Here is a 15,550-nt window from a genome sequence, read left to right as displayed (position 1 = left end):
TTGTTGGGCGAGATCGAGGCGCAAAGGACCTATGCCGCGGAACGAGAGCGGCCGGAGCGCTGCGCGGTCATGGTAATGAGTCGTCTGAACGCGCCCTTGAAAGCCATCAACGAGCAGCTGGGCCGTCAGCCCGGAGTGCGGACCTGCACCATTCACCGAGCCAAGGGCCTGCAGGCCGAGGTGGCGATTGTGCTGGACGACGGCCAGCCTCAGCAGCCCCATCCGCTGCGCAATGCCCTCTATGCCGCCAGTGGGCATTTTCAGCAGAGCTATGACGCTGCCATGGCCGACGAAGCGCTGCGCCTGAGCTATGTGGCGGTGACCCGTGGGGTCAGTCGGGTGCTGTGGTACACCCGGCAGCCACGGGGGGCAGCGGCGATATTGGCGGGCTAAGCAGGTATCGGCTCGGGTGGCGTCGTCTCGTACCCCCATCGAGCGCGGCACAAAGTGAGTGGCCATGCCCGCCATGACGACGCGCACATCGCCACCCTCTCCTTAGCCACTCAGACTTGAAGCAATCGCCTCGCTCAATCCCTGCAGCCGGCGCGATTGCATGGACTGGTCCTCGTATCGAGCATGCAGGAGCAGAAAGCGTGCCGAGGGCAAGGCCGGCAGGGCGTCCTGGTCGAGCAGACGCAGCCCCTGTCCGGCCACCGCGGAAGCATTCAGGCAGGCAATGCCGAGGCCTGCCGTCAGCGCTGCCTGCAGACCTGCCACACCAGAAGCGATATGGCTGATGACATAGGGGATGCCTGCGGCCTCCAGGCGGCTGCACGCCAATCGATGCAGGGAGCAGCCCTCCGGCAACAGAGCCAGGGGCAAGGGTCGCCCTCGCTGCAGCGGATTGCTGTCCAAAGCGCTCACCCAGATCAGTGGCTCCTGGTGCAGGGGTCTGATCTTCACCCTGGGTGCAGTCTTCCGCTCCGACTCAAGGCTCATAACGATGGCCAAGTCCAGCTCGCCCTGGCGCTGGGCAAGCTCGAGCTCGTCGCTCCTGCCAATGCGGGTACGCAGACGCAGCCCCGGCAGTTGTTGATGCAGGCGTGCCAGCAGGCGCGCCAGATCGGCTGGGCGAAAATAATCGGTCACGCCAAGGCAGGCTTCTCCTTCGAGAGGAATCTGGTGGAGATCGCGCCAGGCCGCATCGGCCATCGCCAATAGCGGCCTGGCATGGGCCAGCAATCGCTCCCCTGCGGCCGTCGGTTTTACTCCGCTTTTGCTGCGAATCAACAGGGTATGGCCAGCGCGCTCTTCCAGCTTGCGCAATTGCTCGCTGAGCGCTGATTGCGAGAGACAACGCAGCGGTACTGCTGCCGATAGGCTACCGGCGTCAACGGCGGTGACCAGGGTGCGAAGCTGTTCGAGATCGAAGCCGGACATGAGCAGCCATTCCAAAAACCGATGGATTCCATTCTATATTCCTGCTTTTCCGTTGCAAGAACGACCTGCACAGTGATGGCTTCAACCCAGGAGAACTGCCATGCCCCACATTACCCTTCAGCTTTCTGGCGAGCGCGATGAGACCCTCGGTCAACGTGCGGTACTGCTGATCAATGACCTGATCAAAGAGTGTCTGGGAAAACGCCCCGAAGACATGGCCACCACCCTCCACTACATTCCTGACTCGGATTGGTTTCTTGGCGGGCAGTCGTTGGCGACGCTGGGCGGCAGCGCCTTCCACCTCGACATCAGCATCACCGACGAGACGAATACCAAGGGCGAAAAGGCGCGTTTCCTTCGTGAAGTCCAGGCGGCCATGGCGACGCTCAGGCCCGACCTTCACCACCTCTGCTATGTGCATCTGATCGACGCGCGCGCCACAGCCTATGGTTTTGGCGGCCGGAGTCAGGAATGGCGACACCAGCAAGTCGGGGTCTGATTCCGCAGCTGGCTACCGCCCTTCCCCCCGGGCGGCAGCCAGTCCGCCCGCTACTCGATCACGTCGAAATCCTTGAGGTGCTCTTCGGACAGCTCCAGGCCCAGGCCGGGGATGTCGTCGTCCAGTTGCAGGTAGCCACCGACCGGCTGGGGTTCGCCCTTGAAGACGTAGTAGAAGAGTTCGTTGCCCACCTCCACGTCGAATACCGGGAAGAACTCGGCCATGGGCGAGGCGGTGCTGGCCATGGTCAGGTGGTAGTTGTGCATCTGGCCGGCGTGGGGAATGACCGGGACGGACCAGGCTTCGGCCAGGGCGTTGATCTTGCGCGCGGCGGTGATGCCGCCAACGCGGTTGGTGTCGTACTGGATGACGTCCACCGCGCGGCGTTCGAGCAGGTCCTTGAAACCGTAGGAGGTGAATTCGTGCTCGCCGCCGGATATGGGCATGATGCCCATCTTCTTGAGTTCGACGTAGCCCTCGATGTCATCGGCAATGACCGGCTCTTCCAGCCAGCGCGGTTCGAATTCTGCCAGTTTGGGTAGCATGCGGCGGGCGTATTCCAGGGTCCAGCCCATGTAGCACTCCAGCATGATGTCGACGTCGGGCCCGGCCAGTTCGCGCAAGGCGCGCACCTGCTCGAGGTTGCGCCGCATGCCGGCGGGGCCGTCCTTGGGACCGTAGCCGAATCTCATCTTGAGGGCGTCGAAGCCCTGGTTGAGATAGCCCTGGGCCTCTTCCAGGAACAGATCCAGATTGTCGTTGGCGTAGAGCTTGGAGGCGTAGCAGGGAATCTTTTCCTTGGTGCGACCGCCCAGGAGCTTGAACACCGGCTTGTCTACCGCCTTGCCCATGAGGTCCCAGAGCGCCAGGTCGACGGCGGAGATGGCGGCCATGCCGATGCCCTTGCGGCCCCAGGCGTGGGTGCGGCGATACATCTTCTGCCAGAGGTATTCGTTATCGAAGGGATCCTGGCCCATGACGATGGGGGTCAGGTACAGATCGATGATCTCCTTGGCCACTCGTGGCGCCAGGGCGCAGTTGCCCAGACCGACCAGGCCGCTGTCGGTCTCGATCTCCACCACCAGCCAGCCGTGGAAGCGGAAGGAGCCCATGGCGTCGCCGCGCTCATAGAGGATGTCGGTGGCGTTGGTGCAGAAGTGCGCCTGGGGCGGGACGACCTTGCCTTTCCATTCGAAGACGCGGGTGCGGACGCTGGTGATTTTCATCGGACTTTCCTTTTTCGAGCATGAGTCAGGCCGGCCGGCTCCACGAGCCGGTTCGGCGAATTCAGGTAGCGCCTGGAGCGCCCCGGTAGCTATCAGTGACGAGACGCGCCCAGGCGACAGGCGATCTCGAAGGCCTGACGGGTCGCGCCGACGTTGGCGCGGCCCTGGCCGGCGATGTCGAAGGCGGTGCCGTGGGCGGGCGTGGCGATGGGAATGGGCAGGCCACCCTGCACCGTCACCCCGCGGGAAAAGCCCATCAGCTTGATCGCGATCTGGCCCTGGTCGTGGTACATGGTCACCACGGCGTCGAAGGCGCGGTTATCGCCCTGGACCTTGAGAAAGATGGTGTCCGCCGGATAGGGACCGTCGGCGGCGATGCCCAGCGCCCTGGCACGCTCCACGGCCGGGCCGATGAGGTCGAGCTCCTCGCGGCCGAAGCTGCCGTTGTCGCCATTGTGCGGATTGAGCCCGCAGACACCGATGCGCGGTCGGGCGAGGCCGCTACGTTTGAGTTCGTTGTCGATCAGCTGGATCGCCTCGATTACCCGCTCCTCGCTGAGCAGGCCGGGGACCTCCTTGAGCGCGACATGGGAGGTCACCCGCGAGGTCCAGAGGTCGTCGAGCACGTTGAATTCGCAGAATGGCCCCTGGTAGCCCAGGTGCTCGGCAAACCAGTGCAGCTCGTCGTTATGGCCCATGCCCGCCAGGTGCAGCGAGGTCTTGTTCAGCGGACCGAAGAGGATGGCGTCGGTGTGCCCGGCCCGGGTCAGGTCGAGGGCGACGGCCAGGGTGTCCAGACTGTAGCGGCCACCAACGGCGCTGGCCTCGCTGCGGGGGAAGGCGCCCTCGGCGGCGCCGTGGTAGGGATACAGCAGGGGTATGTCGTCCTGGAAATCGAGGGCATCCAGGCTGTCGATGCGGCGATAGGGGTATTCGCAACCGGCGATGCGCATGCCGGTACGGGCCTCCTCCTCGTCGGCAATCAGCACCAGGCGGGCGCGGCTGCGCACCTCGGGATCGGCCAGCAGGCGGGCGATCAGTTCGGGACCGATGCCGGCCGGGTCGCCCAGCACCAGGGCCAGGCGGGGAAGCGGAGAATTGCTCATGCGGAAGTCCTCAGGTAGGTGTCCAGGCGGATGACGTCGGCCTCCGGGCGATACAGGCGCCGGGCGGTGTCGTGGAAGAGCTGGCGCTGCGCGGTGGCAGGCAGCTCGGCCACCAGACGCTTGAAGCCGCCGATGATGGTGTCGTAGCTGCCGCACAGGCGGTCGACGGGAAAGTTGCTGGCGAACATGGCCCGCTCGGCACCGAAGACGGCGATGGCCTCGCGGACGATCCAGGCGTTGTCCTCGGCGCGCCACGGCTGGCCGGCGAGGCCCAGGCCGGAGATCTTCAGCGCCACGTTGGGCCATTCGGCGAGGCGGGCCAGGGCCGCGCGCCAGGCGGCCAGACCTTCGGCGCTGCGATCGGACGGCAGCCCCGTGTGGTTGAGGATCAGCTGGGTAGCCGGGAAGTCCCGCGCCAGGCGACAGGCTTCGTCGAGATTCCACCAGGGCGTCTGCAGATCGAAGTGCAGGCCATGGCGCTGCAATTGGGCATAGCCCCGGCGCCAGCTGTCGTCACTCATCAGGGTACGCTGGCTGCCGACGTCTTCGGGACGCGCCGGACCACCGGGCTTGTGTCTCACGCTGCGCACCCGTTCGAAGGCGGCCTGGGCGGCGAGCAGCTCGGCGGCGTCTTCGGCATCCAGCCAGGCCTGGGCAACCACCGCATTGGGCACGCCATGACGGCGCGCCAGGTCGTGGATGTAGCGGGTCTCACCCAGGGGATCGCGGGGATCCCACTCGGTCTCGACATAGACGGTCTGGACCACGTCATGGCCCGCCGCGTCAGCGAAATAGTGCTCCGGCAGATAGTCGCCCCTGATGGCGCTGTAATCGCCATAGCGAAACGGGATGGTTTCCGCACCGGACAGCCAGGGGTGAAAATTGCGCCCGGGCTCCCAGAAGTGATGATGGGCATCGACGATGGGTCCGCTGTAGAGCTCAGTCATGGGCCAGCTCCTGGGTGTCCAGGGCGATCAGCAGGGTGCCGAGGATGAACAGGCCGGAGCAGAGGGCGAAGAAGCCCAGCACCGCCGGGTAGCCACCCAGGTGCTGCAGCAGCAGGCCGACCAGGATGGGCACGGCGATGCCACCCAGGCTGCCGGCCAGATTCATCACCCCACCGATCAGGCCGACCCGTGCCGGCGCGGCCAGCAGTGCCGGAAAGCTCCAGTAGAGGCTGCCCCACATGAGGAAGAAGGCGGTGAGCGACAGCAGCGCCACGGCGGCATAGGGATCGGTCAGCCGCGGCAGCAGCAGGAAGGCTGCCAGCGCCACCAGGCCGGAGCAGGACAGCAGCCCCTTGGCGGCGAGGCCACGGCGCACGCCCTTGCGCACCAGCAGGTCGCAGAGGAAGCCACCGACCAGGGAGCCGGCCGCCCCGCAGAGAAAGATGACGAAGGTGGCGGCGCCTATGCCCTTGATGTCGAAGCCACGGGCCTGGGCCAGATAGCTGGGGCCCCAGGTCAGCAGGCCGAAGAACACCATGGCCCAGCTGGCGCGACCGATGAGGATGCCGGCCAGGGAGCGGCGGGCGATGCCCAGGCCCCGGGCGCCAGCCTTGGCGGCCTGGGCCATCGAGGTGGTGCGACCTTCGTTGATGCGCGCCAGCTCGGCGGCATTGACGCCGGGGTGGGCGGCCGGGTCGTCCCTCAGGTAGCGCCAGGCAAGCCAGGCCATGGCCAGGGTGGCGATACCGGCGACGAAGAAGGCGGTGCGCCAGGAGCCGAAGACGGCGATCAGGTAGGCGATGAGCAGACCGCCCAGGGCGACGCCCAGCGGTCCGCCGCAATCCATCAGTACCGCGCCACGCCCACGTTCGCTGGAGGCCAGCCAGAGGGAGTTGAGCTTGCCACCCGCCGGAAACAGCGGCGCCTCGGCGGCGCCCAGGGCGACCCGGGCGAAGATCAGCGACAGCCCGCCGGTGGCGAAGGCGGCGAGGGTCTGGAAGACGCCCCAGAGGCCGGTGGACCAGCCGATCACCCGGCGCGGGCCATAGCGGTCGATCAGCCAGCCACCGGGAATCTGCAGCAGCGCATAGGCCCAGAAGAAGCTGCTGAGAATCAGGCCCTGCATGGCCGGCGTCAGCTGGAATTCGCGGGCGATGGTGGGCATGGCGATGGACAGCGACACGCGGTCCACCAGGTTGATGACAGTCAGGCCGAAGATGATGGCGAAGATGCGCCAGCGGACGCGGGAGGCCTGCAGCGCCTTGGGCACGGCGGCATCGGCAATGCGTGAGGAACGGGACGTCGAGAGCATGGCATGGACCCCTGGGATTCTTGTTATGGGTGTTCAGCTGCCGGCTGGCGAGATCGACTATCGGACCCAGATCGATAACCGTCTAATCAAATCTGCGCATAGGTGTATAGCCTCAGGATATAGGTTGACCGTGTCCGTTCGCTGTAGCCCGCGTGCCATGCGGCCCGGGACAAGGTGATCTGCGAGACATAACCTCAGGCTATCGGTGCATGCCTTATTTTGAGTGGTCAGGCCTGCCCAGGACTGCGCACACTCGGCCCACCCAAAACAACGACAAGAAAGAGGTAGTCCCATGCGCAGCATCTCCCTGCTCGCCGCCCTCCCCCTGTGCCTGGCCGCTGCGGTGCCTCCCGTGGCCCAAGCCGCCTGGCAGCCCGAGGGCAAGGTGGAAATCGTCGTCGCCGGCGGCCCCGGTGGCGGCACCGACCAGCTCGGTCGGCTGATTCAGTCGATCATCACCCAGCACAAGCTGCTCGACGCCAGCACCGTAGTGATGAACAAGGGCGGCGGCAATGGCGCCGAGGCCTTCCTGGAGATGAAGCTGGCCAAGGGCGAGGCGGACAAGCTCGTCATCGCCACCAACAACGTCTATCTGCTGCCGCTGACCGCCAAGCTTGGCTACCAGCTCGCCGACCTCACCCCGGTGGCGGCCATCGCGGAAGACGATTTCATTCTCTGGAGCTACGCCGACGCGCCCTGGAAAGACGCCCGTGGCTACATCGAAGCCATCAAGCAGGATCCCGCCGGCAAGCGCATGGGGGGCAGCCAGTCCAAGGACGTCGATCAGACGCTGACCCTGCTGCTCAATCGCACCGAAGGTACCAAGCTCACCTACATCCCCTTCAAGAGCGGCAGCGAGGCGGCGACCCAGCTGGCCGGCAAGCACATCACCTCCAACGTCAACAACCCCAGCGAGAGCCTGAGCCAGTGGCGTGGTGGGCAGGTGGTGCCGCTGTGCGTATTCAGCCAGACGCGCATGGCCTATACCGCCAAGGTCACCGAGACCCAGGCCTGGTCCGACGTGCCCACCTGCAAGGAGCAGGGCCTGGGCATCGATCAATACCGCTTCCCGCGTACCGTGCTGCTGCCCGGCGGCGTCAGCGACGAACAGCGCGCCTTCTATGTGGAGCTTTTGCGCAAGGTCAGCCAGACACCGGAGTTCAAGGCCTACATCGAGCGTAATGCCCTGGTGCCGACCTTCCTCGAAGGCCAGGCGCTGCAGGACTACATCGCCCAGGACAGCGCCCGGGTCACCCCGGTGTTCGAGGCCGCGGGCTGGCTCAAGCGCTGATCGGCGCATCGACACAGGAGAGACGGCCATGGCCGGAGATTCCCTGATCACCACCCGCTGGGTGGAGCTGGGCCTGGCGGCCTTTACCGCCGGACTCGGTGGCATCGTGATGATTGGCAGTCTGGAACAGGGTATCGGCTGGGGCGATGCCGGCCCCGAGCCGGGCTACTTCCCCTTCTACATCGGCCTGCTGCTGAGCCTGGCCAGCCTGGCCACGGCGCTGCAGACCCTGTGGCGCTGGCAGGCGTTACGCACCAGCTTCGTCAAGCGCGCCGCCTTCGGCCAGGTGCTGCGGGTGTTCCTGCCGATGCTGGCCTTCGTCGTCGCCCTACCCCTGCTGGGCCTCTACCTGACGGCCTTCCTGTTCATCGCCTGGTTCATGGCGCGGGATCGCCAGCGGCAAAGGCGCTACGGCGCCTCGCAGATCCTCGCCATCGCGGGCGGCGTGAGCCTCGCCAGCTATCTGATCTTCGCCCTCTGGTTCAAGGTGCCGCTGGATGCCGGGCCCCTGGTCGACCTCGCCCGCCAGCTGAGGAGCCTGTCATGAGCGAATTCGATTCCCTGATGCACGGGATGGGCCTGATCCTGTCCTTCCATCACATCGCGCTGATGGTGATCGGCGTGCTGCTCGGCATCCTGGTCGGGGTGCTGCCCGGCCTGGGCGCGCCCAACGGCGTCGCCCTGCTGCTGCCGCTGACCTTCACCATGAGCCCGACCTCGGCCATCATCCTGCTCTCCTGCATGTACTGGGGTGCGCTGTTCGGCGGCTCCATCACCTCGATCCTGTTCAACATCCCGGGTGAACCCTCGTCGGTGGCCACCACCTTCGACGGCTATCCGCTGGCCCGCCAGGGCCGCGCGGGCGAGGCCCTGACCGCGGCCTTCACCTCGGCGCTGCTGGGCGCCCTGGTCGGGGTGCTGCTGCTGACCTTCCTCTCCAGCCGCATCGCCGCCTTCGCCATGGAATTCAGCTCGCCGGAATTCTTCGCCGTCTACCTGCTGGCCTTCTGCACCTTCATCGGCATGAGCAAGAATCCGCCGCTAAAGACGGTGGCAGCCATGATGATCGGCTTCGCCATGGCGGCGGTGGGCATGGATACGGTGTCGGGCAATCTGCGCCTTACCTTCGACCAGCCGGCGCTGCTGTCGGGCATCAGCTTCGAGGTGGCGGTGATCGGCCTGTTCGGCATCGGCGAGATTCTCTGCACCGTGGAGGAAGGCCTGGTCTTTCGTGGCGAGCAGGCGCGCATCACCCTGCGCACCGTGCTCGGCACCTGGAAACAGCTGCCGCGCTACTGGCTGACCTGGCTGCGCAGCGCCCTGGTCGGCTGCTGGATGGGTGTGACGCCCGGTGGCCCTACCGCCGCCTCCTTCATGAGCTACAGCCTGGCGCGACGCTTTTCGAAGAACCGCGACGGCTTCGGCAAGGGCGAACTGGAAGGGGTGATCGCCCCGGAGACCGCGGACCACAGCGCCGGCACCAGCGCCCTGCTACCGATGCTGACGCTGGGCATCCCCGGCTCCGCCACCGCTGCGGTGATGCTCGGCGGCCTGATGATCTGGGGCCTGCATCCGGGGCCGACCCTGTTCACCGAACAGCACGATTTCGTCTGGAGCCTGATCGCCAGCATTTACCTGGGCAACGTGGTCAGCCTGATCGTGGTGCTGGCGACGGTGCCGCTGTTCGCCGCCATTCTGCGGATCCCCTTCTGCATCATCGCGCCGATCATCTTCACCGTCTGCGTGATCGGCGCCTACTCGGTGCACAACAGTCTGTTCGACGTCTGGCTGATGCTCGGCTTCGGCATCCTCGGCTATGCCTTCAAGAAGCTCGGCTATCCCATCGCCCCGCTGGTGCTGGCGGCGGTGCTGGGTGACAAGGCCGAGGACGCCTTCCGCCAGTCGATGCTGTTCTCCGACGGCCAGCTGGGCATCTTCTGGTCCAACCCGCTGGTGGGCAGTCTGACCACCGCGGCGCTGCTGATGCTCTGCTGGCCGTTGCTGGCGCGGGGACTGCAGGCGCTGCGCCCGGGCCAGCCGCGGGTCAAGGTACGGCCGTTGTGAATGCCCCGGCCTGGCACGGACGCACCCCACCGATGCCAGGCCTGGACGCTTGCGCTACCCTAGCCGGCTTCCCGGTACCCAGGTCCGCCAGCATGACGCGTATTCCCGATGCCCATACCATCCACAGCCGTCTGCGCCTGCGCCAGTTGCGCCTGGTGCTGGCGCTGGCGGAATTCGGCTCGCTGCGCCGCGCCGCCGACGACATCGGCATGACCCAGCCGGCCGCCACCAAGATGCTCCACGAGATCGAGAGCCTGCTGGGCGTGGGGCTGTTCGAGCGACTGCCGCGGGGCATGCGCGCCACGGCCTTTGGCGAGACGGTGATCTACTACGCGCGGATGGTCTTCGCCGAACTCTCTGGCATGCGCGAGGAGCTGGTCGCGCTGGAATCGGGCAATCTCGGCCGGGTCGCGGTAGGCGCCATCCCGGCGCTGGCATCGGGGCTGCTGACCCGTACCATCGCCACGCTCAAGCAGAGTCATCCGCGGCTGTCCATGTCAATCCAGGTGGATACCAGCGACGTGCTGGTCCAGGCGCTGCTACAGGACCAGCTGGACGTGGTTCTGGGGCGCATCCCCACTGGCGCCCGCGCCGAGGAACTGCTGTTCGACAGCCTCGGCGAAGAGGTGCTCTGCGTGATCGCCGGCGCCCAGAATCCCCTGGCCCAGGCCACCCACCTCACCTGGGGCGAATTGCAGGAACACACCTGGGTGCTGCAGCAGCACCCCAGCCCGATGAGGGCGATCATCAACCAGGCCTTCCACGATGCCCGCGTCGATATCCCCGGCAGCATCGTCGAGACCACCTCCATCATGACCCTGCTGGCGCTGGTGCAGCAGACCGACATGCTCGGCGTGACGCCGCTGTCGGTAGTCAACGACTACCCCGGTCGTCACCTGCTGGCGGTGCTGCCCATCGCCTTCGAGCCGCGGCTGCCGCCCTATGGATTGATCCGTCGCCGGCACCGGGTGCAGTCCTCGGCCATGCAGACCTTCATGGTGGCGGTGCGCAGCGAGCATGGGCGGCTGAAGCACGACGACGGCTGAGCCTCCAACTCAGGCTGACCTGCAACGCCCATCGATTGCCCCACTCACCCCGCTTGGGCATAGTGAACCGGCCTGCCAGACACCGGAGTCACCTACCATGGCCGTCCTGTCGCCCGTCGCCCGCCCCGCTGCCTGCCGGGGTCGCCCATGACCCAGCGCACCATGCTGCTCACCGGCGCCAGTCGCGGGATCGGTCACGCCACCGTCAAACTGTTCCGCAGCCTGGGCTGGCGTCTGCTCACCGTCTCCCGCCAGCCGTTCTCCGAGGAATGCGCCTGGCCGGAAGCCCGCGACGCACACATCCAGGCCGATCTCGCCGACCTCTCCCAGATCGATCGCCTGGTCGCCACCGTCCGCGAGCGCCTGCCGAGTGGCAAGCTGCACGCGCTGGTCAACAACGCGGGGATCTCGCCCAAGGGAACCGATGGCAGTCGCCTCGGCGTGCTGGCCTCGGATGCCGAAACCTGGACCCAGGTGCTCAACGTCAACCTGGTCTCCACCGCCCTGCTGGCCCGCGCCCTGCTACCCGAGCTGGAAGCGGCGCAAGGCAGCATCGTCAACGTCACCTCCATCGCCGGCTCCCGGGTGCATCCCTTCGCCGGCGTCGCCTATGCCGCCTCCAAGGCGGGCCTGGCCGCCCTCACCCGCGAACTGGCCCATGAGTTCGGCCCCCGTGGCATCCGCGCCAACGCCATAGCACCGGGCGAGATCGCCACCTCCATCCTCTCGCCCGGTACCGACGGCCTGGTGGAAGCCGAGGTCCCGCTCAAGCGCCTGGGCACCCCCGACGAAGTGGCCGAGACCATCTACTTTCTCTGCAGCGAACGCTCCTGCTACATCAACGGCGCCGAGATCCATATCAACGGCGGTCAGCACGTCTAGGTAGCGCTGTCGCTCAGGGCAGCTCACCTGGATTCGTGGCGGGCCGCTTGAGCCACCCTACCCGTTAGCTGGATAGGACGCCGGACGAGACAGCAGCTGCCCTTAACCCTCCATAAATGTTATGTTATAACATATGATAAATCCCCAATCATCCCGGTCCAGGGATGCCCTGCCCTGCGACCTCACCTAGCCGTGACGATCATGACCACTCAAGCCAGCCTCCCCAGCAAGAAACTCCCTGTCACCGTGCTGTCCGGCTTTCTCGGCGCCGGCAAGACCACCCTGCTCAACCACATCCTCAACAACCGCGAAGGCCGGCGGGTGGCGGTCATCGTCAACGACATGTCCGAGGTCAACATCGACGCCGCCCTGATCCGCGACGGCGGCGCCGAGCTGTCGCGCACCGAGGAGAAGCTGGTGGAGATGAGCAACGGCTGCATCTGCTGCACCCTGCGCGAAGACCTGCTGCTGGAAGTCGAACGCCTCGCCCGCGATGGCCGCTTCGATCAGCTGGTCATCGAATCCACCGGGATCTCCGAGCCGCTCCCCGTGGCCGAGACCTTCACCTTCGCCGGCGATGACGGGCGCTGCCTCGGCGATGTCGCCCAGCTCGATACCCTGGTCACCGTGGTGGATGCCTTCAACTTCCTGCGCGACTACGCCTCCAGCGACCTCCTGGAATCCCGCGGCGAATCCCTGGGCGAGGAAGACGAACGCACCGTGGTCGACCTGCTGATTGAGCAGATCGAATTCTGCGATGTGCTGGTGGTGAACAAGCTGGACCTGGTCGAGCCGGCGGAACGTGATCGCCTGCTGGCCATCCTGCGCAGCCTCAATCCCCGCGCGCGACTGGAGCTGACGAGCTTTGGCGCCGTGCCCCTGGAGCGGGTGCTGCAGACCGGCCTGTTCGACTTCGATAAAGCTGCCCAGGCGCCGGGCTGGCTGCAGGAGCTGCGCGGCGAACACACGCCCGAGACCGAGGAATACGGCATCTCGAGCTTCGTCTACCAGGCCCGTCGCCCCTTCCACCCCGAACGCTTCTTCGCCTTGGTCGAGCAGGAATGGCCCGGCGTGATCCGCTCCAAGGGCTATTTCTGGCTGGCAAGCCATCCCGCCCATGCCGGCACCTGGTCCCAGGCCGGCGCCGTCGCCCGCCATGGCGTGGCCGGTCGCTGGTGGGCCGCGGTACCGCCTGAGCAATGGCCAGAGGATGAAGAGAGCGTCGCCCTCATCAAGGAAAAATGGCATGAAGGCGTTGGCGATGCCCGGCAGGAACTGGTACTCATCGGCATGGACATGGACGACGTTGATCTGCGCGCCCGCCTGGACGCCTGTCTGTTGACCGACGGCGAACTCGCCGCCGGCCCCGCGGCTTGGACGCACCTGCACAACCCCTTCAGCGACTGGCCCCAGGCCGCCGATCCCCACTGAGTCGAGCCCTGCCCATGAATGCCATTCTGCCCGACGTCTCCCTCAGCGAGACCGCCACCCTGCCCGCCGCCCTCGACTGGGTTGGCATGCAGGGTATCGACCTGCCGATCCGTCTCGGCAAGGACGAACTCGGCCGCCTGCTGCCCGCCAGCGCCGACGTCCAGGTCGACCTGCCCACGGCCACCGCCAAGGGCATTCATATGTCCCGGCTCTATCAACTGCTGGATCGCCTGAGCGTAGAAGCCCTCCTGACGCCCGAGCGCCTGCGTCTGCTGCTGAGCGACATGGTCGCCAGCCATCGCAGCTGCGACTCCCGCGCCGCCCGCCTGCGGCTGGACTTCGCCCTGCTGATTCGCCGTCCTGCGCTGATGACCACCGGGCTGAGCGGCTGGAAACGCTATCCCGTGCGTATGGAAGCGAGCTGGGTGGCCGGTGTTTTCCAGCTCAGTGTCCGCGTCGAGATCCTCTACGCCTCCACCTGCCCCTGCTCCGCCGCCCTGTCCCGGCAACTGATCGAACGGGCCTTTCTCGCCGAACACGGGGCCGCCACGCCGCTCGATCCAGCCACCGTCGCCCACTGGCTGAGGCGTCACGCCTCCCTGGCCACCCCGCATAGCCAGCGCAGCCTGGCCCGGGTACGGATCAGCCTGCTGGCAGATGCAGCCGACTTCGGCCTGCTGCCCCTGATCGACCAGTGCGAACAGGCCCTGGGCACGCCGGTGCAGACCGCCGTCAAGCGCGCCGACGAACAGGCATTCGCCGCGCTCAATGGCAGCAACCTGATGTTCGTCGAGGACGCCGCCCGCCGCCTGCTGGTCGCCCTGCGTGACAGCCACCAGGACGTGAGCATCCAGGTGCGCCATCTGGAGAGTCTGCATCCGCACGATGCGTCCGCCTGGGCCTCCAGCTCGCCCGCTTGACCAGAGCCTCTCTGCTGCCTTCCTTTCAAGACGGCCGCTTTAGCGCTTTACTGCGAGGAAGCAGTCGCCATGGGCGACCACTCCCGCTGTTTCAACCCAGGAGCGCTTCTCGATGAAATCACGCCTTACCGCAGCAACCATGACCGTTCTCCTGAGTGTGCTCGGCACAGGCGTCGCGTTGGCCGAAAGCCCAGTGGAAAAGAGCGTCCGCCAGGACGGCCGTGACGTGAGCAAGGACGCCCGCCATGACCGCAAGGAGGTCGACAAGGGCGGGGACCATGCCGCCGACGAAGCCGACCGCACCGATACCCATCTGGACAAGGAACGCCACCGTGAAGACAAGAAGATGGACAAGGAATACAAGAAGACGCTGTAGCCCGCCCGGGTCGGGGTAGAGTCGGGGGACTGTCTTGTCCTCGAGCTCTGTCCCTTCCCTTGAGGCTGCGTGAGTCCCGACTACTGAAAGGCAGGCAACCCTAGGTCCTGCCTACCCCACTGATGAGCCTGCCAGGCGCATCCACGCGGTTGCAGAGCCCGGCAGCCGACTGGCGACCATCCAGAAATTTAGTGACTTGCATCACATTATTTTGGCAGGACGGATCTGATGGCTTAGACTGCGCGCCTTTCGAAAAAGGAGTTTCGCATGAAGCCGTCTCAGCTTTTGTTCATCACCTTCGCTGCGCTGCAACTGGCCGGTTGCGCCATCGGCCAGAAGATCGACTACCGCCAGACCGCCCCGCAACTCAGCGTCACGGCCGACAAGCCGGTCGCCGTCGCGGTAATCGACGAGCGCCCCTATGTAGTCGCCCAGAACAAGGACGCCACCTACGTCGGCAACATCCGCGGCCTTTACTACAACCCCTGGAGCGTCCGGACCTACAGTGGCAGCCCCCTTTCCGCCGATCTGCAGGACGCCGTGCAAAAGGCCCTGGCCCGCGCCGCCATCACCGCCCTGCCCAGCCAGACCAGCGACCGTGCCCCCCAGGGCCAGAAGCTGCTGGTGCTGAAACTGCGCGAGTGGAAATCCGACGCCTACATGCGCGTCCGCTTCGACTATGACGTCATCACCCAGGTCCTCGACGACCAGGGCAGGGTTCTTGCCAGCGACGAGATCAAAGGCAGCGGTCCGACCAACAATCTCATCCTCTCGGGGACCCAGGTCCTGACCAATGCCATAGATGCACCGGCCATCGCTGGCGCCCTGGCCAAGGGCAACACGCCCTGACTGAACGCTGCACTTTGCTTGGGAAAAGGCCCGCCTCGCGCGGGCTTTTTCATGTCCACAGGTGCTGGAGCAGGATCCACAGCAGACCGCAAGGCATAGCTATCGATAATGAACGCCGAGAAGCGTGAAGTATTTCAGCTAAGCTGCAGGGATTCAGTGGCGAAGGCGCGCCGGAGCAGGAAGACCGGGGTACAGGGTCGCCAGACAGCGATCTCGAGCGA

The 15,550-nt window shown here is 66.0% G+C and carries 16 protein-coding genes (1 of these 16 only partly in view); 11 read left to right on the top strand and 5 right to left on the bottom strand.

Translation table 11 applies throughout. From position 1 onward, the window contains the following. Nucleotides 1–393, top strand: the final stretch of a protein-coding gene (locus tag QE444_RS13075) for a UvrD-helicase domain-containing protein (RefSeq protein ID WP_280307260.1). It extends 1,557 nt beyond the left edge of the window; the window shows 393 of its 1,950 coding nt (coding positions 1,558–1,950); the start codon falls outside the window, past its left edge; its stop codon occupies nucleotides 391–393. 102 nt (nucleotides 394–495) lie between these two features. Here QE444_RS13075 and QE444_RS13070 read toward each other — a convergent pair whose 3' ends face one another. Continuing rightward, nucleotides 496–1,380 carry a LysR family transcriptional regulator gene (locus tag QE444_RS13070; protein ID WP_208691029.1) on the bottom strand — a complete coding sequence of 295 codons (885 nt, stop codon included), beginning with the start codon at nucleotides 1,378–1,380 and terminating at the stop codon, nucleotides 496–498. A 100-nt stretch (nucleotides 1,381–1,480) separates the two neighbouring features. Here QE444_RS13070 and QE444_RS13065 point away from each other — a divergent pair, with 100 nt between their 5' ends. Further along, nucleotides 1,481–1,879, top strand: a complete 399-nt coding sequence (locus tag QE444_RS13065; RefSeq protein WP_158895730.1) for a 4-oxalocrotonate tautomerase — start codon at nucleotides 1,481–1,483, stop codon at nucleotides 1,877–1,879. A 50-nt stretch (nucleotides 1,880–1,929) separates the two neighbouring features. Here the strand turns inward: QE444_RS13065 and QE444_RS13060 are convergent, their stop codons facing one another. From QE444_RS13060 to QE444_RS13045, 4 genes are all read right to left on the bottom strand, one after another. Beyond that, complete coding sequence (locus tag QE444_RS13060) at nucleotides 1,930–3,105, bottom strand: L-rhamnonate dehydratase (protein ID WP_285387842.1); 1,176 nt, start codon at nucleotides 3,103–3,105, stop codon at nucleotides 1,930–1,932. 92 nt (nucleotides 3,106–3,197) lie between these two features. Further along, on the bottom strand, nucleotides 3,198–4,211 hold the full coding sequence (locus QE444_RS13055; protein WP_309738971.1) for a 4-hydroxythreonine-4-phosphate dehydrogenase PdxA: 1,014 nt from the start codon (nucleotides 4,209–4,211) through the stop codon (nucleotides 3,198–3,200). Continuing rightward, the gene (locus QE444_RS13050) at nucleotides 4,208–5,158 is read right to left on the bottom strand and encodes an amidohydrolase (RefSeq protein ID WP_273862517.1); all 951 of its coding nucleotides are present in this window, start codon (nucleotides 5,156–5,158) and stop codon (nucleotides 4,208–4,210) included. Before QE444_RS13050 ends, QE444_RS13055 begins: the two co-directional genes overlap by 4 nt. After that, complete coding sequence (locus tag QE444_RS13045) at nucleotides 5,151–6,470, bottom strand: MFS transporter (RefSeq protein WP_309738968.1); 1,320 nt, start codon at nucleotides 6,468–6,470, stop codon at nucleotides 5,151–5,153. Before QE444_RS13045 ends, QE444_RS13050 begins: the two co-directional genes overlap by 8 nt. A 292-nt stretch (nucleotides 6,471–6,762) precedes the next feature. Between QE444_RS13045 and QE444_RS13040 the strand changes: the two genes are divergently transcribed. The 9 genes from QE444_RS13040 to QE444_RS13000 all read left to right on the top strand — a co-directional run bounded on the left by QE444_RS13040 (nucleotide 6,763) and on the right by QE444_RS13000 (nucleotide 15,329). Beyond that, nucleotides 6,763–7,761, top strand: coding sequence for a tripartite tricarboxylate transporter substrate binding protein (locus tag QE444_RS13040; protein WP_309738966.1), 999 nt, complete (start codon nucleotides 6,763–6,765; stop codon nucleotides 7,759–7,761). Nucleotides 7,762–7,789: 28 nt separating this feature from the next. After that, the gene (locus tag QE444_RS13035; protein WP_309738963.1) at nucleotides 7,790–8,308 is read left to right on the top strand and encodes a tripartite tricarboxylate transporter TctB family protein; all 519 of its coding nucleotides are present in this window, start codon (nucleotides 7,790–7,792) and stop codon (nucleotides 8,306–8,308) included. Then, the gene (locus tag QE444_RS13030) at nucleotides 8,305–9,825 is read left to right on the top strand and encodes a tripartite tricarboxylate transporter permease (protein WP_309738961.1); all 1,521 of its coding nucleotides are present in this window, start codon (nucleotides 8,305–8,307) and stop codon (nucleotides 9,823–9,825) included. The genes QE444_RS13035 and QE444_RS13030 overlap by 4 nt, the downstream gene beginning before the upstream one ends. A gap of 92 nt (nucleotides 9,826–9,917) precedes the next feature. Beyond that, complete coding sequence (locus QE444_RS13025; protein ID WP_187979157.1) at nucleotides 9,918–10,871, top strand: LysR family transcriptional regulator; 954 nt, start codon at nucleotides 9,918–9,920, stop codon at nucleotides 10,869–10,871. A gap of 147 nt (nucleotides 10,872–11,018) precedes the next feature. After that, a complete protein-coding gene (locus tag QE444_RS13020) occupies nucleotides 11,019–11,753 on the top strand; it encodes an SDR family oxidoreductase (protein WP_309738959.1) in 735 nt (244 codons plus the stop codon). Nucleotides 11,754–11,954: 201 nt separating this feature from the next. Further along, the gene (gene zigA, locus QE444_RS13015) at nucleotides 11,955–13,184 is read left to right on the top strand and encodes a zinc metallochaperone GTPase ZigA (protein WP_309738957.1); all 1,230 of its coding nucleotides are present in this window, start codon (nucleotides 11,955–11,957) and stop codon (nucleotides 13,182–13,184) included. A gap of 14 nt (nucleotides 13,185–13,198) precedes the next feature. Then, the gene (folE2, locus tag QE444_RS13010; protein ID WP_309738955.1) at nucleotides 13,199–14,104 is read left to right on the top strand and encodes a GTP cyclohydrolase FolE2; all 906 of its coding nucleotides are present in this window, start codon (nucleotides 13,199–13,201) and stop codon (nucleotides 14,102–14,104) included. Nucleotides 14,105–14,243: 139 nt separating this feature from the next. Beyond that, nucleotides 14,244–14,480, top strand: a complete 237-nt coding sequence (locus tag QE444_RS13005; RefSeq protein WP_309738954.1) for a hypothetical protein — start codon at nucleotides 14,244–14,246, stop codon at nucleotides 14,478–14,480. 267 nt (nucleotides 14,481–14,747) lie between these two features. Further along, on the top strand, nucleotides 14,748–15,329 hold the full coding sequence (locus QE444_RS13000) for a hypothetical protein (RefSeq protein ID WP_309738952.1): 582 nt from the start codon (nucleotides 14,748–14,750) through the stop codon (nucleotides 15,327–15,329). Nucleotides 15,330–15,550: the final 221 nt, after the last annotated feature.

The sequence above is a fragment of the Pseudomonas sp. SORGH_AS_0199 genome, assembly GCF_031453735.1.
Lineage (GTDB): Bacteria > Pseudomonadota > Gammaproteobacteria > Pseudomonadales > Pseudomonadaceae > Chryseomonas > Chryseomonas aestiva.
Note: the sequence above shows the minus strand (reverse complement) of the source record. Positions and strands in the feature narration are given on the sequence as shown.